The sequence below is a fragment of the Labrys sp. 22185 genome (genome assembly GCF_052045555.1).
GTDB lineage: Bacteria > Pseudomonadota > Alphaproteobacteria > Rhizobiales > Labraceae > Labrys > Labrys neptuniae.
The window spans coordinates 213447-238666 of record NZ_JBQEPH010000010.1 but is presented as its reverse complement, the minus strand read 5'-3'; the positions used below and the strand labels follow the sequence as shown (position 1 = coordinate 238666).

General features: G+C 65.8%; 21 protein-coding genes. 8 read left to right on the top strand and 13 right to left on the bottom strand.

Annotation, left to right across the window (positions count from 1 at the left end; all coding sequences use genetic code 11):
• Nucleotides 1-183 precede the first annotated feature (183 nt).
• From ACTJKX_RS20845 to ACTJKX_RS20810, 8 genes are all read right to left on the bottom strand, one after another.
• Nucleotides 184-558: an IS630 transposase-related protein gene (locus tag ACTJKX_RS20845; protein ID WP_440726361.1), complete on the bottom strand. Its 375-nt coding sequence runs from the start codon at nt 556-558 to the stop codon at nt 184-186.
• 149 nt (nt 559-707) lie between these two features.
• The gene (locus ACTJKX_RS20840; RefSeq protein WP_440726369.1) at nt 708-2129 is read right to left on the bottom strand and encodes a mannose-1-phosphate guanylyltransferase/mannose-6-phosphate isomerase; all 1422 of its coding nucleotides are present in this window, start codon (nt 2127-2129) and stop codon (nt 708-710) included.
• Nucleotides 2130-2317: 188 nt separating this feature from the next.
• Nucleotides 2318-3835 (bottom strand): helicase HerA domain-containing protein, encoded by a 1518-nt coding sequence (locus ACTJKX_RS20835; RefSeq protein ID WP_440726360.1) that lies wholly within the window; start codon nt 3833-3835, stop codon nt 2318-2320.
• Between the two features lie 197 nt (nt 3836-4032).
• A complete protein-coding gene (hexR, locus tag ACTJKX_RS20830; RefSeq protein ID WP_440726359.1) occupies nt 4033-4926 on the bottom strand; it encodes a transcriptional regulator HexR in 894 nt (297 codons plus the stop codon).
• A gap of 41 nt (nt 4927-4967) precedes the next feature.
• A complete protein-coding gene (locus ACTJKX_RS20825; RefSeq protein WP_440726358.1) occupies nt 4968-5840 on the bottom strand; it encodes an MBL fold metallo-hydrolase in 873 nt (290 codons plus the stop codon).
• Between the two features lie 4 nt (nt 5841-5844).
• The gene (locus tag ACTJKX_RS20820; RefSeq protein WP_311944773.1) at nt 5845-6777 is read right to left on the bottom strand and encodes an NAD(P)-dependent oxidoreductase; all 933 of its coding nucleotides are present in this window, start codon (nt 6775-6777) and stop codon (nt 5845-5847) included.
• A 4-nt stretch (nt 6778-6781) separates the two neighbouring features.
• Nucleotides 6782-7735, bottom strand: coding sequence for a shikimate dehydrogenase family protein (locus tag ACTJKX_RS20815; RefSeq protein ID WP_440726357.1), 954 nt, complete (start codon nt 7733-7735; stop codon nt 6782-6784).
• Nucleotides 7732-8388 (bottom strand): bifunctional 4-hydroxy-2-oxoglutarate aldolase/2-dehydro-3-deoxy-phosphogluconate aldolase, encoded by a 657-nt coding sequence (locus ACTJKX_RS20810; RefSeq protein WP_311944775.1) that lies wholly within the window; start codon nt 8386-8388, stop codon nt 7732-7734. The genes ACTJKX_RS20815 and ACTJKX_RS20810 overlap by 4 nt, the downstream gene beginning before the upstream one ends.
• A gap of 232 nt (nt 8389-8620) precedes the next feature.
• Between ACTJKX_RS20810 and ACTJKX_RS20805 the strand changes: the two genes are divergently transcribed.
• Both ACTJKX_RS20805 and ACTJKX_RS20800 read left to right on the top strand, forming a co-directional pair.
• A complete protein-coding gene (locus tag ACTJKX_RS20805; protein WP_440726356.1) occupies nt 8621-10129 on the top strand; it encodes a xylulokinase in 1509 nt (502 codons plus the stop codon).
• 42 nt (nt 10130-10171) lie between these two features.
• Entirely contained in the window at nt 10172-10930 is a 759-nt protein-coding gene (locus ACTJKX_RS20800) for an SDR family NAD(P)-dependent oxidoreductase (protein WP_311944777.1), read from the top strand.
• A gap of 69 nt (nt 10931-10999) precedes the next feature.
• Here the strand turns inward: ACTJKX_RS20800 and ACTJKX_RS20795 are convergent, their stop codons facing one another.
• Together ACTJKX_RS20795 and ACTJKX_RS20790 are read right to left on the bottom strand one after the other, a co-directional pair.
• Complete coding sequence (locus ACTJKX_RS20795; protein ID WP_440726355.1) at nt 11000-13852, bottom strand: caspase family protein; 2853 nt, start codon at nt 13850-13852, stop codon at nt 11000-11002.
• Nucleotides 13853-14153: 301 nt separating this feature from the next.
• Nucleotides 14154-14516, bottom strand: a complete 363-nt coding sequence (locus tag ACTJKX_RS20790) for a hypothetical protein (RefSeq protein WP_440726354.1) — start codon at nt 14514-14516, stop codon at nt 14154-14156.
• A gap of 101 nt (nt 14517-14617) precedes the next feature.
• On the opposite strand from ACTJKX_RS20790, the gene ACTJKX_RS20785 reads away from it, so the two are divergent.
• The 4 genes from ACTJKX_RS20785 to ACTJKX_RS20770 all read left to right on the top strand — a co-directional run bounded on the left by ACTJKX_RS20785 (nt 14618) and on the right by ACTJKX_RS20770 (nt 18796).
• Entirely contained in the window at nt 14618-15082 is a 465-nt protein-coding gene (locus ACTJKX_RS20785; protein WP_394314693.1) for a MarR family winged helix-turn-helix transcriptional regulator, read from the top strand.
• Nucleotides 15075-16259 (top strand): HlyD family secretion protein, encoded by a 1185-nt coding sequence (locus tag ACTJKX_RS20780; protein ID WP_394314692.1) that lies wholly within the window; start codon nt 15075-15077, stop codon nt 16257-16259. The genes ACTJKX_RS20785 and ACTJKX_RS20780 overlap by 8 nt, the downstream gene beginning before the upstream one ends.
• A 96-nt stretch (nt 16260-16355) precedes the next feature.
• Nucleotides 16356-17930, top strand: a complete 1575-nt coding sequence (locus tag ACTJKX_RS20775) for a DHA2 family efflux MFS transporter permease subunit (protein WP_311944782.1) — start codon at nt 16356-16358, stop codon at nt 17928-17930.
• A 113-nt stretch (nt 17931-18043) separates the two neighbouring features.
• On the top strand, nt 18044-18796 hold the full coding sequence (locus ACTJKX_RS20770; RefSeq protein WP_440726353.1) for a response regulator transcription factor: 753 nt from the start codon (nt 18044-18046) through the stop codon (nt 18794-18796).
• Nucleotides 18797-19000: 204 nt separating this feature from the next.
• Here ACTJKX_RS20770 and ACTJKX_RS20765 read toward each other — a convergent pair whose 3' ends face one another.
• The 3 genes from ACTJKX_RS20765 to ACTJKX_RS20755 form a co-directional block, all read right to left on the bottom strand.
• Nucleotides 19001-20104, bottom strand: a complete 1104-nt coding sequence (locus ACTJKX_RS20765) for a polyamine ABC transporter substrate-binding protein (RefSeq protein WP_440726352.1) — start codon at nt 20102-20104, stop codon at nt 19001-19003.
• 107 nt (nt 20105-20211) lie between these two features.
• Nucleotides 20212-21318: an agmatine deiminase gene (aguA, locus tag ACTJKX_RS20760; RefSeq protein ID WP_440726351.1), complete on the bottom strand. Its 1107-nt coding sequence runs from the start codon at nt 21316-21318 to the stop codon at nt 20212-20214.
• Between the two features lie 137 nt (nt 21319-21455).
• Nucleotides 21456-22784 carry a glycoside hydrolase family 15 protein gene (locus tag ACTJKX_RS20755; RefSeq protein ID WP_440726350.1) on the bottom strand — a complete coding sequence of 443 codons (1329 nt, stop codon included), beginning with the start codon at nt 22782-22784 and terminating at the stop codon, nt 21456-21458.
• Here ACTJKX_RS20755 and ACTJKX_RS20750 point away from each other — a divergent pair.
• Entirely contained in the window at nt 22771-23052 is a 282-nt protein-coding gene (locus ACTJKX_RS20750) for a hypothetical protein (RefSeq protein ID WP_394314686.1), read from the top strand. The genes ACTJKX_RS20755 and ACTJKX_RS20750 overlap by 14 nt on opposite strands.
• The gene (locus tag ACTJKX_RS20745) at nt 23049-25181 is read left to right on the top strand and encodes a glycoside hydrolase family 3 N-terminal domain-containing protein (protein WP_394314685.1); all 2133 of its coding nucleotides are present in this window, start codon (nt 23049-23051) and stop codon (nt 25179-25181) included. The genes ACTJKX_RS20750 and ACTJKX_RS20745 overlap by 4 nt, the downstream gene beginning before the upstream one ends.
• The last annotated feature ends 39 nt before the right edge of the window (nt 25182-25220 follow it).

Genomic DNA, 25220 nt, shown 5'->3' with positions numbered 1-25220 from the left:
GTCTGGGTCCCCCATTTGCCAAAGGGGGCACGGGCCTTGAGCCGGCGACCGCGAGGGGCGCGGCCACGCAGGCGGGTCATTTTGGTGTTGAGGCTCGTCTCGTCGATAAAGACCAGGCGGCCTGGCTGGCGGCGCATCCGGGGCTGACGCTTCTGGATCCAGACACGACGCTTCTCGGCCACGTCAGCGCGTGCGCACTCCGACGCCATCAGCTGTTTTTTTATACGTGAACCCGGCCCGGCACAAAAGGCGCGACAGGGAAGCGGTATGAGCAACAATCCCGCTCGCCTGCTGGAGACGCTCGGCAAGCTCCGGCATGGTTATGTCCGGCGTCTCCTCCACTGCAGCGATGAGGAAGTCCAGATGATCCGACAGCGGCCCTTTGCCCGCCGGCCGCCCCATCTTCGAAGCCTTGACTTGCCCGCTCCGTTCCACTCGTGAAGCCCAGCGGATCGCCGAACTGGCACTCACGGCAAAACGCCGCCCCGCCGCTCGGCGCGACTGCCCTTGGCTAATCGCATCGGTCACTCGAACGCGTAAGTCGTCAGAATGGGCCATGATCCACCTCCTAACACGGTGAATCACGAATCCACCCAAAAGGGAATCCCTCGACTCAAACTTCCCGCACGACGCTCTAGGTTCCATCAACCCCTCATCCGGCGCTGCGCGCCACCTTCTCCCACAAGGGGAGAAGGTTTATTGGCGCCTCAGGACGCGGCGCGATTGTAGATGTCCTCGATGCGGATGATGTCGTCCTCGCCGAGATAGGAACCGGTCTGCACTTCGATCAGTTCGAGCTCGATCTTACCGGGATTCTCCAGCCGATGGGTCGAGCCGATCGGGATATAGATCGACTCGTTCTCGTGCAGCGTCTTGATCTGGCCGTTGATGCTGACATTGGCGACGCCGCGCACCACGATCCAGTGCTCGGAACGGTGATGGTGCTTCTGCAGCGAGAGCTGGCCGCCGGGCTTGACCACGATGCGCTTGACCTGGTGGCGCGCACCGAGATCGAGCGACTTGTAGTGCCCCCACGGACGGTAGGACTGCAGATGGTCCTGGGTCAGGCCGTTATGGCTCTGCTTGAGCTTCTCGACCAGCGCCTTGATGCCGGCGGCATCGTCGCGGCGGGCCACCAGCACGGCATCACCGGTGGTGATGACGGCAAGGTCGTCCAGGCCGACGACGCAGACGAGCTGGCGCTCCGAAGACACCAGATTGTTGCGGGCATTGACGAACAGCGCTTCGCCCAGCTTGGCGTTGCCGGCCTCGTCCTGCGGCGAGAGCTCGCGCACCGCCCCCCAGGAGCCGACATCCGACCAGTCGAAGCTCGCCGGCACCACGGCGGCGGCCTGGGTCTTTTCCATCACGGCATAGTCGACCGAGCGCTTGCCGCAGCGTCCGAAAGCCTCGGCATCGAGGCGCAGGAAGCCGAGGTCGAGCTTGGCCTTGGCGACCGCCTCGTTCACCGCCTCGATGGTATCGGGCTCGCAGCGGGCATATTCGGAGAGGAAGAAACCGGCCTCGAACAGGAAGTTGCCGGAGTTCCACAGATAGCCTTCGCGCACATAGCGCGTGGCGGTCTCGGCATCGGGCTTTTCGACGAAGCGGCGCACCTTCATGACGCCGTCGACCAGGGGCTCGCCGGCCTCGATATAGCCATAGCCGGTGGCGGGCTGGTTGGGCACCACGCCGAAAGTGACGATGCTCTTCTTGGCAGCACCACGACGCGCCGCCACGCAGGCGGCGCGGAAGCCTTCAATATCGCGCACGCGGTGGTCGGCGGCCAGCGTCAGAACCGGGGTCTTGGCGCCGTCGCGCGAGGCGATGAAAGCCGCGCCGGCAGCAATGGCCGGGCCGGAATCGCGCGCCTCGGGCTCGAGCACGATATCGGCCTCGACGCCGATGGACAGCAACTGGTCGGCCACCAGGAAGCGGTGGTCCTGGTTGGTGACGATGACGGGCCGGCCGAACAGCTCGGCGCCGCTCACACGCCGCATCGTTTCCTGGAAGGTCGAGAGATCACCGAATAAAGGCAGGAACTGCTTGGGTCGGCTGGCCCGCGAGGCCGGCCACAACCGCGTTCCGGAGCCGCCGCAAACGATCAGGGGAACGATCTGGGTAGACATCATCCGCTCATATTTGAATTGGAGGAGCCATCAACCGATTAGCTCTATGCCACGATTATATCGACAGAGTCAGATGAATTTCAGGCCTGCTTTGGTTTATTACGCTCATCCTAGGGGGCTTTTGGTCATCGTCACACTAATGCTTCCGGATAGTACGAGGTCTCCTGCGGCTGATGCAGGAGCCGTCGTCACTCGGCGGCGGCCAGGCCATCCCTGTCGAGCGCAGGGCCATTGGGATCGCCGGGCGCAGTCTCCCAGCCAAGATCGGGAATCACGGCGATGCGCGCGCCACGCATGTCGACGCGCGTCATCACGAAGTCCGCATTCTGCAGATGGCGGATCTGGCTGCGGGCACGCCCCGCCGAATGGCTGCCGCAGCGCCTGGCGATCTCGGCGTCCGGAGGGCATGGCAGCCCCGTCATCGCCGCCGCCGCGAGAATCAGGAACACGGCCTGGAGGTCGGCCGGCACAAGGCGGGCGTGATCGAGCGCACGCTGCCATTGCTCCTGGTCGATACCGTCGGGATCGAGACCGGCGCGGGCTGCGCTGAGCAGGAACTTGAACTCGGCCATGGCGGGCGGCGAGCCGCCAAGCCGCTCGATGCGGCAGCGCACGATGAAATCCTGATAGAGCACGGCATCGGTGCGGAAACTGGCATCCGGCTCCTGCATGATCGCAAAGGCGATGCGGGCATGGGCCTGCTGCAGCTCGGCCGGCAGCATGGCAGGCAAGGCTTCCTCGCCGGCGGCTTCCGCGGGCCTCTCGCGCACGAGCTGCTCGAGGATCTCGGTGGTCGACATCGGCGGCGGTGTCACCACGCGGCGCTCGGGGCGCGGACGCGGCGCCGCCATCGGCACGGGCGCCAGGATGAGATCGCGCGCCGCCTCGCCCCCTTCCGGCAGCGGCGTCAGCTTGGGCGTCGCCACCTTGGGGCGCGTCTCCACCGGGCCGACCTTGATGGGAAGCGGACGGCGTGACAAGGCCGGGCCTAGCGCCACGAACTGGCCGCGCTGCAGTTCCCGGAAAGTCTCGGCCTGGCGCCGATCGAGGCCGAGCAGGTCGGCGGCGCGCGCCATGTCGATGTCGAGAAAGGTGCGCCCCATCAGGAAGTTGGACGCCTCGGCGGCGACATTCTTGGCCAGCTTGGCCAGGCGCTGGGTGGCGATGATGCCGGCAAGGCCGCGCTTGCGGCCGCGGCACATCAGGTTGGTCATGGCGCCGAGCGAGACCTTGCGCGCCTCCTCCCCGACATCGCCGGAAGCGGCGGGCGCAAAGAGCTGGGCCTCGTCGACGACCACCAGCATCGGGAACCAGAAGTCGCGCTCGGCGTCGAACAGGGCGTTGAGGAAGGCGGCGGCCGCCTTCATCTGCATCTCGGCGTCAAGGCTCTCCAAGACCAGCACCGCCGAGACCCGGTGCTGGCGCACGCGCTGGGCGATGTGCTCGAGTTCGGCCAGGCTGCGCTCGGCGTCGATGACGACATGGCCGTAGCGATCCGACAGGCTGGCGAACTCGCCCTCGGGGTCGATGATCACCTGCTGGACATGCGGCGCGCTCTGCTCGAGCAGCCGGCGCAGGAGATGCGATTTGCCGGAACCCGAATTGCCCTGCACGAGCAGGCGCGTGGCCAGCAATTCCTCGATGTCGAGCATTGCAGGCGCACTGCCGGCGGCAGACGCGACGCCCATCTCGATTTCGATCTTCATCTCAAGCAGTGATTCCGGTTTCGTCCTAGAGCAAAGCGCGTTTACACGTAACCGCCGCTTTACTCTAACTCATTGTTTTGACGCGTCTTTGCGATTCTTGGTGATTCCGTCAAATCGCAAAACGCCATAGCCATAGCGCCCCTGAGGGGCTGCTCACAACCCCCGGCCGCCTTCGTCCGCCGGTTTCCACATCTCCCTTATTCACCGATGCGATATTCGGCGAGCTTGCGCTTCATCGCCTGGAAGCGCCGGACATGGGCTTCGTCGCGACGCAAGGCGACTGCGGTCGACAGCACGTCGATCACCACCAGGGCGGCGATGCGCGAGGTGGTTGGGGTGTAGATGTTGGTGTTGTCGAGCGTCTCCACCAGCAAGGCCACGTCGCAATGGCTGGCGAGCGAGGTCTCGAACCCGGTCAGGCCGATGACCTTGGCGCCGTTCTCGCGCGCGGTGCGCGCCACCTCGATGATCGAGCGGGAACGCCCGGTGTGGGAGATCACCACCGCCACATCGCCCGGCTTCATCATCGAGGCGACCATGATCTGCTGGTGGGTGTCGTGCTGGGCCCCGCAGGGTACGCCGAACAGCGGGAATTTCTGCTGGGCATCGCGCGCCACCACGCCCGAGGCCCCGAGGCCGAAAAATTCGATGGCCCGCGCCTTCTCCAGGATGTCGATCGCCCGGGCCAAAGCCGCCTTGTCGAGGTGATGGCGCGCCCAATCCAGGCTGGTGATGGTGTAGTCGAAGATCTTCTCGACCACGGTTTCCGGCGTATCGGTGCCGAGCAGAACCGAATGGGTGGCGGGCGTACCGAGCGCCAGGCTCTGGGCCAGGCGCAGCTTGAAATCCTGGAAGCCGTTGCAGCCGATGGCGGCGCAGAAACGGATGACCGTGGGCTCGCTCACCCCGGCGGCAAGCGCCGTCTCCGCCACCGTGGCGTTCAGGATGCGCTGGGGATCGGCCAGGATGAGTTCGGCGACCTTGCGGTCGGACTTGCGCAGTTCGCCCAAGGTCAGCCGGATCACCTCCAGCACATTCTGGATCGTGGTCCGGGGTCCGGGCTGCGATGCGGTCTGATCCGGCAAGGTCATGAACGGCTTCCCTTTCTGGCTCCCTCTTCGGATCGGAGGGCTCAGTCCGTGGTCTCGGACGGACCTGTCAGCCTATACTCGATTCCAATCCCGGCTCGAAGCAGCCGGGGCGGCCCCGTCATCGCGGCGGCCTTGGCATCGATCCGCTCTGGCGCGAGCGTATTGAAGGCAAAGAGGCCGTAATGATGGGCGAGCACGGCCCCAATGCCTCCGGACGAGGCCAGTTCGACCGCCTCATCCAGGGTAAGATTGCCGGCGATGCCGGCAGCGGCGAGCTCCGGTGAGCGACCGTTCACCGGCAGCAGCGCCAAGTCGGGCGCCAGGGCCCTCACCTCATCCACCTGCCCGGCAAAGGGGATCGTATCGCCGGAATGGAAGACACACACGCCGTTCAGCGCGAGGCCATAGCCCAGAAACAGGTGATGCCCGTGCTCGTCCCGCTGCAGCGCTTCATGGGCAGCCCGCACGGCGCGCACCTCGATGTCCTGGTCGAGCATGAGGGTTTCGCCGGCATCCATGCCGATGAAGCGCTCCGCATCGAGCCCGGTTCTCTCCTGCGCCAGTTTCAGCGAGGCCTTGGGCACCACCAGGCGCAGCCGCGGAAAGCGCCGGGCGAGCAGGTTCAATGTCGCCGCATCGAGGTGGTCGGTGTGGTGGTGGGTGCAGAGGATGAAATCGAGCGGCGGCATGTCCTCGATCTCGATCGGTGCCGGCATCATGCGTTCATGCGAAGGACCGCGATCGCGATATTTCTGCGCCAGCGAATCCGAGAGATAGGGGTCGATCAGCAGGCGGCGCCGGCCGCTGTCGAGAAGGAAACCGGCCTGCCCGAGCCAGTAGAGCGAGAGGCCGGCCTGCGGACGGTTCGCGAGCTGTCCGGCCAGCGGGCCGGCAAAGGCCAGGACTTCCAGCATTCCCTCACGCCCTCCCCTGCAGCGCATCCATCAGATTGGCGATGGCGACCTCGGTGGCCCTGTCGACGCTCTCCTGGGTGAAGCCGCCGATATGGCTGGTGGCGATCACTCCGGCGTGGCCGGCGAGAGCGAGGCTCGCCGGCGGCTCCTCTTCGAAAACATCGGTGGCGTAACAGCCGAGACGCCCGTCTTCGAGGGCCTCCAGCAGAGCCGCTTCATCGACCAGCGACGACCGCGCCGTGTTGATCACCACCGCGCCACGCCGCATGGCCGCGAATTCGGTCGCGCCCAGCAGGGGACGACCATCGGCCGGCGCCGGACAATGAAGCGTGACGACATCGGCTTCCGCCAGCATGCCTGAAATCTCGACCCAGCGCAGGCTGCTTGCCTCGACATTGACGGCAGGACGTTGCGGATCATAGGCGAGAATCTCGGCCCCGAGCGCGGCAGCCAGGCGCGCGACCTCGGCGCCAATGGCGCCACAGCCGACCACGCCGACCTTGCGGCCCCGGATCTCGGCACCGATCCGGCGCGGCCAGCTCCCCTGCTTGATGCCGGCATCACAAAGGGGAATCTGGCGGAGCGCCGCGAAGATCAGGCCGATGGCAAGCTCCGCCACACCCGCCGCATTGGCGCCTGCGGCGATGCGCACGGCGATCTTGCGCGCGAGCAGCGTATCGACCGGCAGATTGTCGGTCCCGGTGCCGTTGCGGCTGATCGCCCGCAGCGAGCTCGCCGCGGCGATGACACGCGGCGAGATCTTCTCCACCCCCGCCAGCCAGCCGGTCACGCCCGGCACCAGCGCGAGCAGATCCGCCTCATCCGGCAATTTGCCGGGCGCCGGCATGACGATCTCGTGGCCCTCGGCCCGGAGGCGTTCGACCAGGGGATGGGTCGCCGATGTCAACGAGCGCGGCGTGACCAGGATACGTTCCACGGCATCACCCCTTGGAAGCGGCGATGGCGATCTCGCCCAGCCGCTCGAAGGAGGGGCCGGCGGTCGGGATCTCGATGTCGAAGACCTCGGCGATCACCTGGGTCCAGCCATGCAGGAAATAGGTCCAGCCATCCTCGATCTGCAGATGACTTGCCGCCTGCTGGCGCCGGGCCTGGTCGAGGAAGACGAGGTCGCCGCGATAGTTGAGGTCCCACACGATCGCCCGTTCCGGAAAGACCACCGCATCGGTGAGCGGCGAACCGGGCGCATCCTTGCCGAGCCCGGTGGCATTGATCACCACAGAACCTGGCTTCAGGGCAGCGGTGACCGCGTCATTGTCCGTCGGGTGGGGTGCGAGCACGTAATCGACAGGCACCGGCATGCCGATCTCTTCGTGAATGCGCCGGATCTCGTCGAGGCGAGGCTGGCTGCGATTGGAGACCACGATGCGCGACGGCCGGTCGGCGCCGCGTGCCTCGCGCACCATGTGCCAGGTCAGGGCAATGGTGGAACCGCCTGCCCCCATCGAAAAGAGCTCGGCGCCGGTCCGTTCGAAATGGCCCCTGGGAATGAAATTATCGAGGGCGAGCCCGGAGGAGATCGGGTCCTTGGCGTGGCAGATCAGGCGTCCGTCCCGCTTGGACAGGCAGCTGGTCTCCTCCATGCGCAGGGCGAAATCGTCGACCTCGTCGAACAGGTCCCGGCAGGCCTTGTAGAGGTCGATCTTGTGGGTGGTGACCAGTGCCCCCAGCGAGAGGGGATCGGCCTTGATGAAGGCGACCGCCTCGCGATAGGCGGCCGGATCGGCATGGAGAGGAAAGTCGATGCCCTTGATCACCGCATCCTTCAGGCCCAGATGTTCGGCCCAGGCTGGGAAGACCCGCATGATCGAGCTTTTGGTGGTGGTCACACCGATGAAATAGAGAGTCGGCCGGGTCGCCGGCTGATAGTTGCTCATGCCGCGCCCGCCCGGATCGCCTTGACACGCTCGACGGCGGCCTTTGCCTTGGCGGTGATCTCGGCGAACTTGCCGCCGCTGATATCTTCGGGCTTGGCGATCCAGGTGCCGCCGACAGCAGCAACGAAGCGATGCTTGAGCCAGTCGCCCATCGTCTCCAGCGTGACGCCACCGGTCGGGATGAAGCGAACGCCCAGGTGATTGAAGGGCGCGGCGATGCCTTCCAGGGCCTTCGGCCCACCGGCGACACCGGCCGGGAAGAACTTGCACAGGCGCAGGCCGGCGCGCGTGGCCGCGGTAAGGTCCGTCGGCGTCATGATGCCCGGCGCGAAGGGCAGTCCGATCGCCTTGGCGGCAGCGACGATCTCCGCATCGAAACCGGGGGAGAGGGCGAAGCTCGCGCCATTGTCCTTGCAGGCCTGCACCGATTCCAGGTCCAGCACCGTTCCGGCACCGGCCAGGAACTCCGGCCTCTGGTCGTGCAGGATGGCCAGGACTTCGGCGGCCGCCTTGGTGCGGAAGGTGATCTCGGCGATCGGCAGGCCGCCGGCCGTCAAGGCATCGGCCAACGCGACTGCGTCCGCAGGATTGTCGATCGCGATGACCGGCACCACGCCGATCGCCTCGATCCGCTCAATGGGGTTGATGGCCATGTCTGCGCTCTCCTCAGGGCTTGCCGATGATATCGGCCTGGGCGTCAATTTTGTAGCAATGCTACATATTCCATGTCGCGTCGGCAAGATAGTTCGGCGATTTTATTGCGATGCAGCATGAATATGTCGGAATTTTCAGTTGACCGCCTGGAAAACGTGTAGCATCACTCCCAAAAATGCAGAGGCAATGGCTGCACGCCCATTCTTCAAAAAGCGAGCCGAGGACACACCCATGACGCAGGATCTCATCCTGGCCATCGATGTCGGAACCGGCAGCGCCCGGGCAGCCCTGGTCGAGGCCGGCAAAGGCGCCATTCTGGAGATTGCCGCCAGCGAATATGACCAGATCGTACCTGCTTTCGGCTGGGCCGAACAGCGCCCGAGCGACTGGTGGTCCGGCACCGTGGCGGCCATCCGCACCGTGCTCGCCCGGCAGGAGAATGCCGCCGCCCGGATCCAGGCCGTCGCCGCCTGCGGCCAGATGCACGGCACCGTGCTGGTCGATAGTCATGGCAATCCCACCCGCGATACCGCCCCCCTGTGGAACGATAAGCGCACGGCGGGCCTGGTGGCGGCCTTCGAGCGCGACAACCCGCCTGGCTCCTACCTTTCCGAGAGCGGCAACCCGCCGACGCCCGCCTGGCCCGGCTTCAAGCTCGCCTGGCTGCGTGACAATGACCCGGAGGCCTATCGCACTGCCAGCACGGTGCTGATGCCGAAGGACTACATCAATCTGCGACTGACCGACGAGATCGCCATGGACGAGGGCGATGCCTCCTGCAGCTTCCTGATGAATCCGGCGAGCGGAACCTGGTCTGCAACGATGATCGAGCGTCTCGGCCTCGACGCTGCCAAGCTGCCGCCGATCCGCTCGCCGCTGGACATTCTCGGGCATGTCACCGCGGGCGCCGCCCTGGAGACCGGCCTTGCCCAGGGCACGCCCGTCCTGGTGGGCGGAGCCGACTATCCGGTGGCGGTGCTCGGCTCGGGCGTCGTCCATCCCGGCACGGCGTCGGATGTGATGGGCACCTCCTCCATCATCACTTTGGTGACGAATGAGCCGCTGCTCGATCCCGAGATCTGCAATGTGCGCACCGTCGAGGGGCACTGGGGCCCGTTCACCCTGCTGGAGACCGGGGGCGATGCCATGCGTTGGGCCCGCCGCGCCTTCCATGAGAAGACGCTCTCCTATGGCGACATCGTTGCCAAGGCCGCCGAGGCCCCGGCCGGCGCCGAAGGCCTGTTCTTCCTGCCCTTCCTGGCCGGCGAGCGGCTCGGCGCCCATCGCAATGCCCGCGCCCAGTTCTTCGGCATCGGCGCCAAGCATGGCCTCGCCCATCTCCATCGCGCCACGCTGGAAGGGGTGGCCTTCGCGGTCAACCGCCATATCCGCGTGATGGAAGCCTCCACCGGCCAGAAGCTCGAGCGTGTGGTCGCCTCCGGCGGCGGCGCCAAGACCGAGCTCTGGCTCAAGATCAAGGCCAGCGCCTACAACGTGCCAATCCTGGTGCCCGAGGAGACCGAATGCGGCCTCGTCGGCTGCGCCGCGATGGCGGCAACGGCCCTGGGGCGTTTCGGCAAGGTCGAGGATGCCGTCCGCCATTTCGTGCGCTATGGCGCCGAGATCCTGCCCGACTCGGCCTGGGCCGAGACCTATGCCCGCATGCAGCCGGTGTTCGACCGGCTCTACCGCCATTCCCAGGCGCTCTACGACGATCTCGACCGGCTGCAGCAAGGCTGAACCGCCGTCTGGTCCTCTCTCATCCAATCGAAGGAAATCTCCATGCAGGACGTCCTATCCGCCTTTCGCCCCGGCCTGTTCGAAGGCAAGACCGTCGTGGTCTCCGGCGGTTCCAGCGGCATCGGCCTCGCCATCGCCCAGGGTTTTGCCGATCTCGGCGCCGATGTCATCGCGACGGGCTCCACCGAAGCGCGCCTGGCCGCAGCCAAGGCCGCCAATGGTGGCCGGTCCATCCGTTTCGAGCAGCTCGACGTTCGCGACAAGGCAGCGGTCGAGCGCTTCTTTGCGGCCTTGCCGGCCCTCGACGTGCTCGTCAACGCCCAGGGAATCGCCCGGCCCGATGCCGAATGGACCGAGGAAACCTATCTCGAAGTCGTCGACGTCAACATGAACAGCGCCATGCGCCTTGCCATGGCGGCCCACCCCCTGCTGGTGAAATCGCAAGGGTCCATCATCAACTTCGCCTCGATGCTGAGCTATCTCGCCGATGACAGCGTGCCGGCCTATTGCGCCAGCAAAACCGGCATCATGGGGCTCACCCGGGCCCTTGCCCACAAATTCGGGCCCGAGGGAATCCGCGTCAACGCGATCGCGCCCGGCTATCATCGCACCGACATGACCAAGCCCCTGTGGTCGGATCCGGTACCGGCCGGCAAGATCGCCAACAAGGCGGCGCTCAAGCGCTGGGGCAGCGTCGATGATCTCGTCGGCACCGCCCTGTTCTTCGCTTCGCCCGCCTCGATCTTCGTGACCGCCACCACGCTGCCCGTCGATGGCGGCTATGTCGTCAGCGGCTTCTGACCCGAAAAACTCCGGTAGAAGGCCTGAAGCAACACCGCCCGGCAAGCCGGGCGGTGTTTTCGTCACGTCTCATTCACAAGGCGGTGCGCCCTGGCCGCCACAGCGGCGCTGACGTCCGCCACCACCCGCGGCCGGACCACCCTCTTGCGCCGGCGGCCGCAGGCGTTGCATCGGCCGGGACGCCCCACCCTCGAGCTCTGGCTGCGCGCGCGGCTGCCGATTCTGACGCGGTGCATTCACGGCCGGTTCCATGTCCGGCGCGGGGGCCTGGTTCAAACGCTTCTGGCGCGGCGGGGGTGCCCCACCCTCGTCAGATCCACCACCCGGCTGGCCCTGCTGGACGCGCGGCCGGCGAGCGGACGGCTGGGCCGGCTCGTCCGGCTGAGCAAAGCCGGCATCGGGCTGGCGCGGGCGACGACGACCCGGTTGGGGCTGCGGCTGCCCGCTGCCGTCCGGAAGAGCTCGACCGGCTGGTGGCAAGGGTTCGCCAAGGCCTTGCCCGTCCTGGGCCGGGCGACGCTTGCGGCCTGCCGGCTGCGACGGTGCTCCGGCATCAGGCAAGGCCTGTTCCTCAGGGGTAGCGCCAGGCCGCGGAGCCTGGATACCACCATCCTGGGGCTGACGCCCCTTTGGCCGTTTGCGGCCGGGAAGCGGCTGCGCCTCGTCGGCTCCCGGCAATGGCTTGCCGAGCTGCTGGCCGTTCTCGGCCGGAGGCTGAGTGGTGCCGTCCGGCTGCGGCTGCCCCGGCCTCAGGCGACCTTGGCCCTTCTGCCCCGGAAGGGGTTTTTGAGGCTGGGTCTGATCCGGCTGCCCCTCAGGCTGTGCTCCGGGCAGTGGCTGGCCGAGCTGACCCGGCTTGGCGGCTTTGCCACCAGGCTGCTTGCGTCCGGGAAGCGGGGTGTCACCCAATGGCGGCTTGCCGTTATCGAGCGGCAGAGCCTCGCCATTCATGCCCGGCAAGGCCTTGCCCGGCTGGCCTTGACCGGGCTTCAGGCCGGGTTGGCGCTGTCCCGGCTTGGTTTCATCCGGCTGGGCGGCCTGGCCTGGCTGGACCCGTCCCGGCAGCAGCCGACCGGGCTGACCCGGCTGAGCCTGCCCCGGTTTCAGCGTACCGGGCTGCACGGCCTGTCCTGGTTGACCTTCCTGCCCCGGCAGCAATCGGCCGGGCTGGCCTTCCTGGCCGGGAAGAGCTTGGCCGGGAAGAGCTTGGCCAGGAACAGCCTGTCCTGGCAGAAGGCGCCCCGGCTTTTGTGGTGCGCCGGGAACTGGAGCCAGACCGGGCTCACCCGGCTGCGGCGCCACAGCCGGCTGCGTCATGCCGGGTTGGCCACCGCGCCCGCCGCGATTGCGCAGGAAGGGCGGCAGGGCGACGCGAGCGGCTGCAGCCGCCGCACCAACGGCAATCGCCGCACCGGCCGCCTTCTCTCCGGTGGTCAGGCCGCCCTCGCCTTCCTGGCGCGGCATGCGCTCGGGCGGGGCTTCCAGCGTCTCGTTGATGACGGTGGCGTTGTGGATGTTGTTGAAGATGAAGTTCTGCGGCGGCGGCTCGACGTAACGCGGCGGCCGCACCCATTCGGGCATCGCCACATAGCGCGGCGACGGCAGCACATACTCATCGACCGGCGGCGGCGGCGGCGGAAGCTCCACGAATTCCCGCGGCGGCGGCGGCAGGAAGATCACCGGCGGCGGCGGGGGAGGCGGCAGGTCGAATTCCGGATCGGAGAAGATGATCACCGGACGTTCGACATAGACGACCTCGACTTCCGGCGGCGGCGGCACGTCGTACTCGATCACGTCGAAACGCGCCGGCGGCTCGATCTCGGCCGACAGATATCTCAGGCGGCGGCGGGCGTCCCAGGCATGAGGGCCGCGCGGATAGCGCTTGAGATAGGACCAATAGGCATTGGGCGTATCGCGCTTCCAGGTCTCGTGCCAGGTGATGGCCTCGCGGCGGGCGGCCACGATGGCGCGCACGCGCTTGGCCATGGGGTCGCGCGGAAAAGCGGTCAGGAAGTCCTGATAGCCCTGCATGGTGTCCCGATCGACGGCGGCGACATAGGCATCACGCGCGTCGAAATCGGCGATGCGCTTGGATTGCATCGCCTTGTCTTCTTCCAGGGAGACCTGCGGAGCAGGCGCATCGGCGGCACGGTCGAAGAAGGCGAAAGGCTCGCCCAGCTTCGATGTGCTCCAGGGCAGCACCGCACCGTTGGTCCTCTCGCTCACCCGCAACCGGGTACGGTCGAATACATCGGCGATCGGCAGTCCGCCGGTACGCATCATTTCGGCAAGGGCCTGGGCATAGGCACCATAGGGCCCCCGCTCGGCCGGCCCCACCGTGCCGGGCGCCGCGTTAAAGGCGATCAGGGAGTTGGGCTCGGCATCGACGAGCGCCAGGCCACCGGCGAGAGGCTGGTCGCCGCGGGCGAACTGGTTGGCGCGCGCACCATCAATCACCACGATGCTGGCCTTCAGCTGCAAGGCGCCGAGCGGCCGGATGAAATCCGAGAGCCGTATCGCCTCTGCCGGCACGGCAGCGGGCGTCTGAATGGCGGCGTCGACGGGCACGAAATAATTCTGCCCTTCCGACTGCAGGCCATAACCGGCCAGATAGACGAAAGCCACCGTGTCCGGTCCCGATGCGGAGGCCTTGTCGAGGAATTCACGGAACGCCTTGCGCAGCGAATCCTGATCCAGGTCGCGGGCGCCGGTAACGTCGAAACCGGCGGCCTGCAGGGTCTGGGCGATAAGGCCCGCATCATTGGCGCTGGTTGCCAATGGCCCGGCCTTGTAGTCGGCATTGCCGATGACGAGGGCAATGCGCTTTTCGCCCTGGCTCTGTGCCCGGGCAGGTTGCAGCGGCAAACTTGCCGCGAGCAGTATGAACAGGAGCGCAAAAGCGCTGCGGAATGTCGCGGACATTGATCTGGCCCTCTTGGTTTCCACCCGGCGTGGGCCGAGCTCGAACGGCTCATGGCCTATGAGTACAACCTAAGCGATAGCTTGGCCGACTTGTATGGCGTGTGAACCAAAAGGGGCTGTTTTGGGGCGTTGTAGCGGCAATAGCGAGGCTGGCCGCCGAAAGCGGACGGTGACGGTCCACCCAAGATTTGTCGAAGCGACTCCCGGTTCCATCCGACGATGCCGGCCAACCCCTTGATTTGGTTTCGAAAATAGTTGGTTGCTGAAACCCCGGGTGCATCAGCGTCTTCTGGACTTGGTTTTAATTCTGGTCCTGGCAGAGGATAATCGGCGACGCCAGGGCAGCGACATAGCCGGCGCCCTGATAGACCTGGGCATTGTTGGCGCCCGGCGGCAGCAGGAAGGAACCGCTCACCACCTGCGGGACGTTGCCGACCTGCAGGAGGCTCCAGCTGAAATTGCACAGCTGCGCCGGCTTGGTCGGTGCCAGGTGGGAACAATTGAGCAGCGCGGCCCCCAGCATGGCGGCGCCGCCGCAGCTGACGAAGCGCGGCGCAGCGGCCGCCGGATGCGTGCCAAGCATCAGGGCAAACCAGGCCGCGCACAGCAGGCCGGTCCCCGTCAGCGCCGAACCCCGAACAAATCTCGCGTGATCAGCCGCCATTCTACGGTTCGCACCCATCTGCGCAATTGCATTTGAGGCATCCTTGTTATAATCATGCACAAAGATAAGCAAGCTTATAATTAGAACGGCATGTTCTAGATATGCTCAACCCACCCACCCTCGGCTTCATTCTGCATGACGTCGCCCGCCTGATGCGAAAGCGCTTCGAACAGCGGGCTGGCGATATCGGCTTGACGCGTTCGCAATGGCAGGCGCTCGCCTTCCTCTCCCGCAGCGAAGGAATCCATCAGAGCGGACTGGCCGAACTGCTCGAAATCGAACCGATCACCCTGGTGCGCATTCTCGACAAGCTCGAAGCGCGCGGGCTGATCGAACGGCGCCAGCATGCGAGCGACCGTCGGGTCTGGCTGCTCTTCCTGACTCCGGCCGCCCATCCCATTCTCGCCGAGATGCGCGTTCTCGGCGACCGGACCCGGGCCGAAGCCCTGGCGTCCATCCCGGACGAAGATCGCGCGAAACTACTCGACACCCTGACGCAGATGAAGGCAAACCTTCTCGAAGCCTGCCGCCAGCCGGTCGACGACAAGGAGGCAAAACATGGCTGATGGCAGCAACCAGGCCCAGAAACTCGAAAGCCCTATCGAGATCGACCGGCTTTCCAACGACAAGACCGGTCAGGATGCGGTCACGCCGCAGCCGGCCAAGATGCGCAAGCGCTCGCTGACCCGCCCCCTGCTCTTTGCCCTCCTTCCCGTCGCCCTCGTGGTCGGCGGTTATTTCTACGTCACCGGCGGGCAGGTGATGGAGACGGACAACGCCTATGTGCAGGCGGCAATGGTCGGCATATCCACCGATGTCGGAGGTACGGTGGTGGAAATCGACGTCGTCGAGAACCAGACCGTCAAGAAGGGAGACGTGCTCTATCGCATCCGTCCCGACAGCTACCGCACGGCCCTGGAAGGCGCGGAGGCACAGCTCGGCACCGTGCGCAACCAGGTACTGACCCTGCAGGCGAGCTACGCCCAGGCCGAGGCCCAGATCGAACAGGCCAAGGCGGACATTCCCTATTATGAGGCACAGTTCAAGCGCCAGCAGGACCTGCAATCCTCCAGCGCCGCCTCCAAGCAGAGCTTCGACCAGGCCAAGCATGATCTCGATGCGGCGCGCCAGAAGGTCATCGTGGCCCAGGCCAACGCCCAGGCCATGCTGGCCCAGCTCGGCGGCGACGCCTCCCTGCCGGTGGAAAAGAACCCCTTCTACCTCCAGGCCCAATCGGCGGTCGACAATGCCAAGCGCGACCTCGGCGACACCGTGGTACGGGCGCCCTTCGATGGCATCGTCACCAATGTCGATTCCCTGCAGCGCGGTGCCTATCTCAACGCCTCCCAGCGTGCCTTCAACCTGGTCTCCACCACCAATATCTGGGTGGACGCGACCCCGAAGGAAACCGAGCTCACCTATGTCAAACCCGGCCAGCCAGTCGAGATTTCGGTCGACACCTATCCGGGCGTGACCTGGACCGGTAAGGTCGAGACCATCAGCCCGGCCTCCGCCTCGAGCTTCTCCCTGCTCCCGGCGCAGAACAGCTCGGGCAATTGGGTGAAGGTGGTCCAGCGCATTCCCATGCGCATCAGCATCGATCCCGCGCCCGACAAGCCGAACCTGCGGGTCGGCATGAGCGCGGTGGTCGGTGTCGATACAGGCCATGCCCGCGGCCTGCCCAGCTTCGTGACGAGCTGGTTCGGACAAGACAAGTCCCAAGGCAACCACCAGGCCGGCTGACGATGACGCCGTCGCGCTCCCGTGCGCCGGCCCGCTTTTTGAGCACCTGATTATTTCATCACCTATAGTCCCAGATCGTTGCGAACGAGGCCTGCCATGAGCGCATCCGCCACCGCGAGCGCCGGCCAAATCTCCAGCCCCGCCCTGCCTGCCCCCAAGGTCGCCAACCGCGGCGCCATCACCGCCTGCGTCATCCTGGCGGTGATCATGCAGGCGCTGGACACCACCATCGCCAATATCGCGCTGCCCCATATCCAGGGCAGCGTCGCCGCCAGCCAGGACCAGATCAACTGGGTGCTGACCTCCTATATCGTGGCGGCGGCGATCATGACCCCGCCTTCGGGCTTCCTGGCCGCGCGTTTCGGCCGCAAGCGCTTGCTGCTGGTCTCCATCATCGGCTTCGTGGTCGCCTCCATGCTGTGCGGCATGGCGCAATCCCTGGTGCAGATCGTCGGCTTTCGCCTGATGCAGGGCGTGTTCGGTGCCGCCTTGGTGCCGCTCGCCCAGGCGATCATGCTCGACATCTACACGCCCGAGGAACGCGGCGGGGCGATGGCCGTATTCGGGGTCGCCGTGATGGTGGGGCCGGTGCTCGGTCCCGTCATCGGCGGCTGGCTCACCGACCACATTTCCTGGCGCTGGATCTTCTACATTAACCTGCCGATCGGCCTCGTCGCCATGCTCGGCGTGATGGCCTTCGTCACCGAGACCCGCAGCAGTACGGCCGTGAAGCTCGACTGGCTCGGCTTCGGCATGCTCTCCATCGCCATCGGCGCGCTGCAGGTCTTCCTCGACCGGGGCGAGCAGCTCGACTGGTTCTCCTCCGGCGAGATCCAGCTCGAGGCCCTGATCTGCGCCGCAGCCTTCTACATCTTCCTGGTCCATACCTTCACGGGCAAGGATACCTTCGTGAAGCCGCGCCTGTTCGTGGACCGCAACTTCGCCGTCGGCGTGGTGCTGATATCAGCAGTTGGCCTGACCTACTACGCCGCCATGGCGCTGATGACGCCCTATCTGCAATCGCTGATGGGCTATCCGGTGGTGACCGCCGGCCTGGTGATGGGGCCTCGCGGCATTGGCACCATGGTCTGCATGTTCATCGTCGGCCGCATGGTCGGAAAGCTCGACACCCGCCTGCTCCTGCTGATCGGCTTCGGCCTGACGGCCTGGTCGCTCTACGACATGACCGGCTGGACCCCCGACATCTCGCAATGGCAGATCATCGTCACCGGCTTCGTGCAGGGGGCAGGCCTCGGCTTCCTGTTCGTGCCGCTGACCACGGTGACCTTCCAGACCCTCGATGCCAGCCTGCGCGGCGACGGCACCGGCCTCTACAACCTGTCGCGCAACATCGGCTCCAGCGTCGGCATCTCCATGACCTCGGCCCTGCTGATCGAGAGCACCCAGGCCAACCACGCCGATCTCGTCACCCACATCACGCCCTACAACCAGGCCCTGCAGGACATGACCCGGGCCAAACTCATCGACCCGCTGAGCGCAGCGGGCCAGACCATGCTCGACGGCATGGTCGGCCAGCAGGCGACCATCATCGCCTATATCAATGATTTCAAGCTGATGATGCTGCTGACACTCGCTGCGATGCCGCTGGTCTTCTTCCTGCGAAAGGCCGCCAAGCCCCCGGAAATGGACCACAGCATGGCGATGGAGTGAGGGTCTGGCGGTTCGTTTGAGGGTGAAAGCACCGATTTGAGCCTCCCGGACTTTATGCCATGTTGTTCGAAAGCGGTGTCTGCCGCGCTCGAACAACATGCGATGGCCGTCCCATGGAACCAGGGCTCCCTTTGTCCCGCTTTGCGCAGTGGAATCGCGGCCTTGCCGAGGCGTTCGCCGCAACGTCCCCGGCGCAACTGGCGGAACGCTTTGCACCGAGCGCCCGCAACCTCCTGGCAGCGGACAGCTGCCATGTCGGCCTCTACCTGCGGGAAGGCGCCTGCGTCACCATCGACGGCGGCCGGCCCGATCGCTGGAACCGCCAATATGACAGAGGCCTCTTTCGCCAGGATCCCTTCTTCCAGAAATTCGCCGCCACCCGGCAGGATTTCCTGCTGCCCCTGTCCAGCTTCGACACCTTCCATTTCGAGAAGACGCCCTATTATCGGGACTTCTACCGGCCGTCGCAGACCATCGACGAAATCACCGGCGTGTTTAATCTTTCACCCGGCACCGCCGGCTACGTGACCTTCTTCCGCCATCGGGGAAGCCCCGGCTTCATCCATGCCGACCTCGTCCTGGCAGAAGGGGCCGGCGACGCCATCCGGCTGGTGCTGGAACGGCTGTGGCGACTGTGGCAGACGGGCCGCCGGGCTGGCCGTATCGGCGGCAAGACCGGGCTGAGCGCCCGGGAACAGCAGATCCTGGACCTCATGCTGGAGGGTGGCTGCGCCAAATCCATCGCCCGCAGGCTCGCCATATCGCCCGGCACCGTGCGCAACCACATCAAGAGCATCTATGCCAAGCTGGGCGTGCACTCCCAGGTCGAATTGCTCGCCGGCGGAGGCGACGGGCGCTCGCCTTGAGGTGCCTTCTCACGACCAGCCCTTTCAAGGTGTTGAGGTGTAAGATCCGGATAGTGTGGTGCAACCCCTCATCCGGCGCTTCGCGCCACCTTCTCCCCTTGCGGGAGAAGGTGGCGGCAGGCGGATGAGGGGTCACGATGCCCTATCCCAGCCATTTCTCGGTTTATTCGAAAGACCTTGAAAGGGGAGCTTCTCACGGCGAGCTCACTGCCCCGTCAGGATCCGCGTCCAGGCCCTGGTCTGGCGGCGGAGGACCGCCACGTCGGAATTGGTCACCACGAACAGCCGTGCCTTCACGTCGTCCGGCGGATAGATGCCGGGGTCCTTGGCAATCGCCTCGGTGAGCAAAGGCCGCGCCGCCGGCACCGCATTGGCATAGGATATGAAATTGGAATTGGCCGCCGCGATGTCCGGCCGCAGATTGAAGTCGATCCAGCGCATGGCATTGTCGGGATGCGGCGCGTCCTTGGGCACGGCCATGGTGTCGAAATTCACCAGCGTGCCCTCCCGCGGAATGGCGTAGGCCACCTCGACCGGCTTGGCTGCCGCCGCTCCACGCGTCTTGGCCTGGAGGATGTCGCCCGACCAGCCCAGCGCCAAGCAGATGTCGCCATTGGCCAGATCGTTGATGTAGCGCGAGGAATGGAAATAGCGAATGGAGGGCCGCACCTTCTTCAGCAGGGCTTCGGCCTTGGCGAGATCGCCTGGGGCGGTCGAATGCGGATCGAGCTTGAGATAGGCCAGCGCCATGGGGATCACTTCGGTCGGCGCATCAATGACGGCAACGCCGCAATCGGCGAAGCGCTGGACGATCGCCGGATCGAAGATCATGGCGAAGGAATCGACGGGCGCATCCGGCATGCGGCGCTTGATGGCCTCGACATTGTAACCGATGCCATCGGTCACGCCCATGTAAGGCATGGCGTGCTGGTTGCCGGGGTCTGCCTGCGCAATCAGGGCCAGCACCTGAGGGTCGACCTTGGCGGCATTGGGCATGGCATCGCGCCGCAAGGGCTGCAGGGTCTCGGCCTTGACCTGGTTCCTGAGGAAGGGAAAGGCCGAAGGATACACCACGTCGTAGCCGGAGCGGCCCGCCAGCAGCTTGGTCTCCAGCATCTCGTTGCCGTCGTAATTGTCGTAGACGACCTTGATTCCGGTCTCCTTCTGGAATTTCTCCACCGTGTCTGGCGCGATGTAGTCCGTCCAATTATAGACATTGACGATCTTCTCGTCCTCGGCCCGGACTGGAGCCAGGCCGATAAGGGCGAGACATATGACAAGGACGACCGAACGAAGCAGGGAGCGCATGCGAACCTCCTTTGCAGCCGATGGAGCGTTTCCGGTCCGCTCAGACCAGGAAGGTCCCATCTCGTTGAGATCATGAGGAGAATTATCCAAGCAGACCGAAGCCCGCTCTAACCGCGACGGCCGGCATAAACGGGCAGCGTGATGCAGGCGACATTGCCGCCGCCGAGCAGGATCTCGCGGGAATTCTCGATGCCGACGATGGCATGGCCGGGGAAAAGCCCGGCCAGAACGGCTTTGGCGGGACGATCCAGGGCACAGCCGAATTCGGGCACCACCACCACGCTGTTGCCGGGATAGTAGTTGATGTAGCTCGCCGCGATGCGGTTGCCCACCGGCCGCGCCCAGGTCAATTCGACCTGGTCCACCCCCTCGCTTTCCTCGGCCGTGGTCTCGATCGGCAGGGGATGGGGCAGCTTGTGCACCTTCAGCGCCCTGCCTTGGGCATCGCGCGCCGAGCGCAGCACGTCCTCGGCCTCGCGCACGATCTCATATTGCGGATCGTCCTTCTCGTCGGTCCAGCTCAACACCACCTCGCCCGGGCGCACGAAGCAGCAGATGTCGTCGACATGGCCGTCGGTCTCGTCGAAGGCGAAGCCCCGAGGCAACCAGACGATGGTGTCGATGCCGAGATAGTCGGCGAGTTGCTGCTCAACCGCTGCAAGGCCGAGATGGCCATTGCGGTTGGCATTGAGCAGGCATTGCGCGGTGGTGATCAGCGTGCCCTGCCCGTCGCATTGCAGGCCGCCACCCTCGGCGATCAGGGTGGAGCGATAGCGGTGCATCCCCTCCATTTCGAGAATCTTGTGGGCAAGCAGGTCGTCGAGGTCCCAGGGAAAATACAGCCCGCCATTCAGCCCGCCATAGGCGTTGAAGGTCCAGTCGACACCGCGCACCTCGCCGTGGTCGTTGACGACGAAATTGGGGCCGCTGTCGCGCAACCAGGAATCATTGCTCGACATTTCGACGAGGCGCACCGCATCGGGCAGGCAGGCGCGGGCGTGGCGCCACTGCCGCGCCGAGACGATCACGGTGACAGGCTCGCTGGCGGCGATCGCGGTGGCGACGCGGGCGAACAGCTTCTGCGCGGGCTTGGCCCCCAGCCGCCAGGTGTCGGGCCGTTCGGGCCAGATCAACCAGCAACCGGCTTTCGGCTCGAACTCGCCGGGCGCGCGGAAACCATCCTGCCGCGGCGTGGTGGTGAGCGTCTTCGACAAGGCCTTCCCCTCTGATCCGGTACCGCCTCAGCGGCTTGCCGGCCATCGTAGGAGCCTTGTCGGCGCCGACGCCATGTCCCATTTGGGATAGAGCGTTTCGCAGGGAAGTCGCCGAAATCGTGCTTATGCCGGGCGGCTTACCCCGCCTTTCGCCGCGCCTCCACCGCCGTGATGAAACCGGCATAGCTCCAGGCCAGATGCTTGGCCGAGGTGTGTTCGCCGGTCGCCTGGTCGAACTGCTCGGACATTTCGCCGTCATCGGGCGTGAAGGCACGGATGGTATCGAGATAGGCGTCGCCCCGCGCCTTGAGGCGATCGGCAGCGGCAGGGTCCGCCGCACGCAGGGCCGCCGCGCGCAGATAGCAGAATTCGGCCGCCGCCTGCGTCGAGAAGTAATAGGCCCCGCCGGAGTAATATTCGTCACCCCGGTAGCGACCAAGCGCAATGCCGCGTCCCTCGGGCCGGCCCCGGTTGATCGCATAGTCCTCTTCGAAGATCGCATCGAGGCGATCCAGCGTCGCTTCCATCCTGATATCGTGCGGCGAATGGGTGGGCAGGGCGCCCGCGGCATGGATCGCGGCGAGGATGACGGCGATGTCGAGATCCTTCGGCGTTGGCTTGCCGTCCTCGGTCAGGCGGGAGCGGTAGAACTCCTCCTCCGGCTGCCAGAAATGATGGAGGCGGCCCTGGATCTCCGCGGCATCCGCCCGGGCGCGCTGGGCGGTCGCGGCATCGCCCTGCGCTGCCAGCCAGGAGGCCCCTTCCTCCAGCGCCGCCGCCTCGATGCGCAGCGTATAGTAGTGATGCGCCTTTTCCTCCTCCCAGATGTCGTAGCTCGGCTCGCGCCAATGGGCGAGGACGAAGCGGATGTCCTGGTCCAGCAGGGTCGCGACGGCATCGTCGTGCCTGACACCGAAGGATCGGCTGGAGGCCCAGCGCAGCACGGTCAGCACACGGGCCGCGATGCCGTCATATTGCGGTCGGTTCCAGCGCGAGATGTCGAGGGATCCATCCGGGTTGACCCGCGTTTCACCGCGCACCACCGCGCTGGCCAGATCCGCATCCTCGCGCACGAATTGCCGATAGTCCTCGGCGACCTTGACGCGCCAACCCGGCTCCGCGACCAGATCGGCGCCCCTGAGAGCGTTGAGCGACAGGCTGAAATCGACGAAATCGCAGAAATGCGCCGCTGCCATATCGCCGTCCAGCCAGCGGGGATCGATCTGCCGGAGGGCGTCGATCACCACGGCCGAGTCGCGGTACCAGTGAAAGAAATAATCGGGGTCCGGATCGTAGGAGGCCGGTACGGGCGATGCCACCACCGAACCTCTTTTCGGCGTGATGGTCTGGCCGAAACCCGGCCGCTCCTTCACCGTGGCCGTGGCGGAGATCGCAAGCTGCATGTTCCTGACGGCAATGGGATATTGCTGTTCGATCCAGCGATCCAGATCCGTGATCACGCTCATCTGCTCTCTCCGATTCCCAGAGCAAAACACGTTAGCGGGAAACGTCGTTCTTGCTCTAACTCTTTGTTCCCGGCCAATTCAACGGATTGGCCACAGCGCCCTTGCGGTTCCTGGCGATTCCGCCAAACCGCACGATGTTCCGGCGATGCTAACCAAGGCGGGGGTTGAACAGAAGCCGCGAGGCGTTAAGCAAGGAAGAGAGGCTGATTTGCACATCGGCCCCGCCGATCCGGCGATCGGCGAAAGCCTGCCGAACGAGGAGTTATGATGAGCCGCATCGAGACCCTGTTGTCCAAGATGACGCTGCGAGAAAAACTCGGCCAGCTCAATATGGTTGCCTCGGGCTATGCGGTGACCGGCCCCCTGCTCGGCGGGGACTCGCCCGACGCCATCCGCTCCGGCGATATCGGCAATCTGCTCAACATGGTCGGCGTCGATCACGTCAACGAGGTCCAGCGCATCGCCGTGGAGGAATCGCGCCTCGGCATTCCGCTGCTGCTCGGCTTCGACGTCATCCACGGCCACAAGACGGCCTTCCCGGTGCCGCTGGCGGAAGCCGCCATGTTCGATCGGGCTGCCTGGGCGCGCACGGCGCGCATCGCGGCCGTGGAAGCCTGGAACGACGGCCTTGCCTTGACCTTCGCGCCGATGATCGATGTCTCCAGGGACCTGCGCTGGGGCCGCATCGTCGAAAGCGCGGGCGAGGATTCCTGGCTCAACGCCGAAATGGCGATTGCCAAGGTCAAGGGGTTCCAGGGCTCGGATCTGTCGGCCATTGGCTCGATCGCCGCCACCGCCAAGCATTTCTGTGCCTATGGCGCGCCGGTCGCCGGGCGTGAATACGCCTCGGTGGATATTTCGGATCGGGCTCTGCACGAGATCTATCTGCCGCCCTTCGAGGCGGCCGTCAAAGCCGGGGTGGCCGCGATCATGCCCGCCTTCAACAGCCTGGCCGGCATGCCGATGACGGCGCATGAGCCGCTGCTCAAGGGCTGGCTGCGCGACAAGCTCGGCTTCGACGGCGTCATCATCAGCGACTACAATGCGGTGGCCGAGCTGCTGAACCATGGTGTCGCGGGCGACCTCGCCGAGGCGGCAGCCCTCTCCCTGCGGGCGGGCGTCGACATCGACATGGTGTCCAACGCCTATCGCAAACATCTGCCGGAGGCCCTGTCGCGTGGCCTCGTCACCATGGCGGAGATCGACGCCTGCGTCAGGCGCGTCCTCGCCCTCAAGGAACGGCTCGGCCTGTTCGACCAGCCCTATCGGCGCGGTACGGCGCCCCTGGCCGCCATGGCCGGCAACATCGACCATCATGAGGTCGCGCGCGACGCGGCGCGCAAATCCTGCGTCCTGCTCACCAATTACAACGAGGCCCTGCCGCTCACGCGTACCGAGCGAATCGCCCTGATCGGTCCGCTCGCCGACGCCCAGGCCGACATGCGCGGTCCCTGGGGCGGCGCCTCGGTGGCCGAGGACAGCGTCACGCTGCGTACCAGCCTCGGCAAGGTCGCTACCGTCGTGGCACAGGCCGAGGGCGTGAAGATCAACTCGGACGACACCTCCGGCATCGCCACTGCGGTGGAAGCGGCGCGCATTGCCGACACCGTGGTGCTCTGCCTGGGCGAGACGGCACCGATGAGCGGGGAAGCTGCGAGCCGCGCCCATCCGGAATTGCCGGGCAAGCAGCGCGAGCTCGCCGAGGCGATCCTGGCGCTCGGCAAGAAGGTGGTCGTCGTGCTCTTCGCCGGCCGGCCGCTCACCTTGCCCTGGCTGTTCCACAAGGCATCGGCCGTGCTGATGGCCTGGTGGCCCGGCGAACAGGCCGGCCCCGCCATCGGCGATCTCCTGATGGGGCAGGAATCGCCTTCCGGCCGCCTGCCGGTGAGCTGGCCCGATGCAGTCGGGCAGGCCCCCCTCTACTACGAGCAATATCCGACGGGCCGCCCCTTCAACCCGAACGACCACTACACCTCCAAATATATCGACGCCCCCAATGCGCCGGCCTTCCCTTTCGGCCATGGCCTCACCTATGGCGCCTTCAGCCTGTCGGGCCTGAAGGTGAGCAAGGCCGTGTTCGGCCCCGACGACACCATCGAGGTCAGCACCACTGTAACCAACACCGGCAAGCGCGCGGCCCAGGAAACCGTGTTCCTGTTCACCCATGATCTGGTGGCGAGCCTGTCCCGGCCCCTGCTGGAACTGAGGGGCTTTGCCAGGATCAGCCTCGATCCCGGCCAGAGCGGCACCGTCACCATCGCGCTGGCAGCGAGGGATCTCGCCTTCCCCGGCAGGGACCTGCAGCCGGTATTGGAAGCTGGCGACTTCGAGATCAAGCTGGGTTCGAGCGCCAGGCGCAGCCAGCTCCTCAACACCAGGGTGACGCTCAAGCTGTGAGATGCCCCATCGCGGATCGCGCTTGCCGGACCGGGCGCG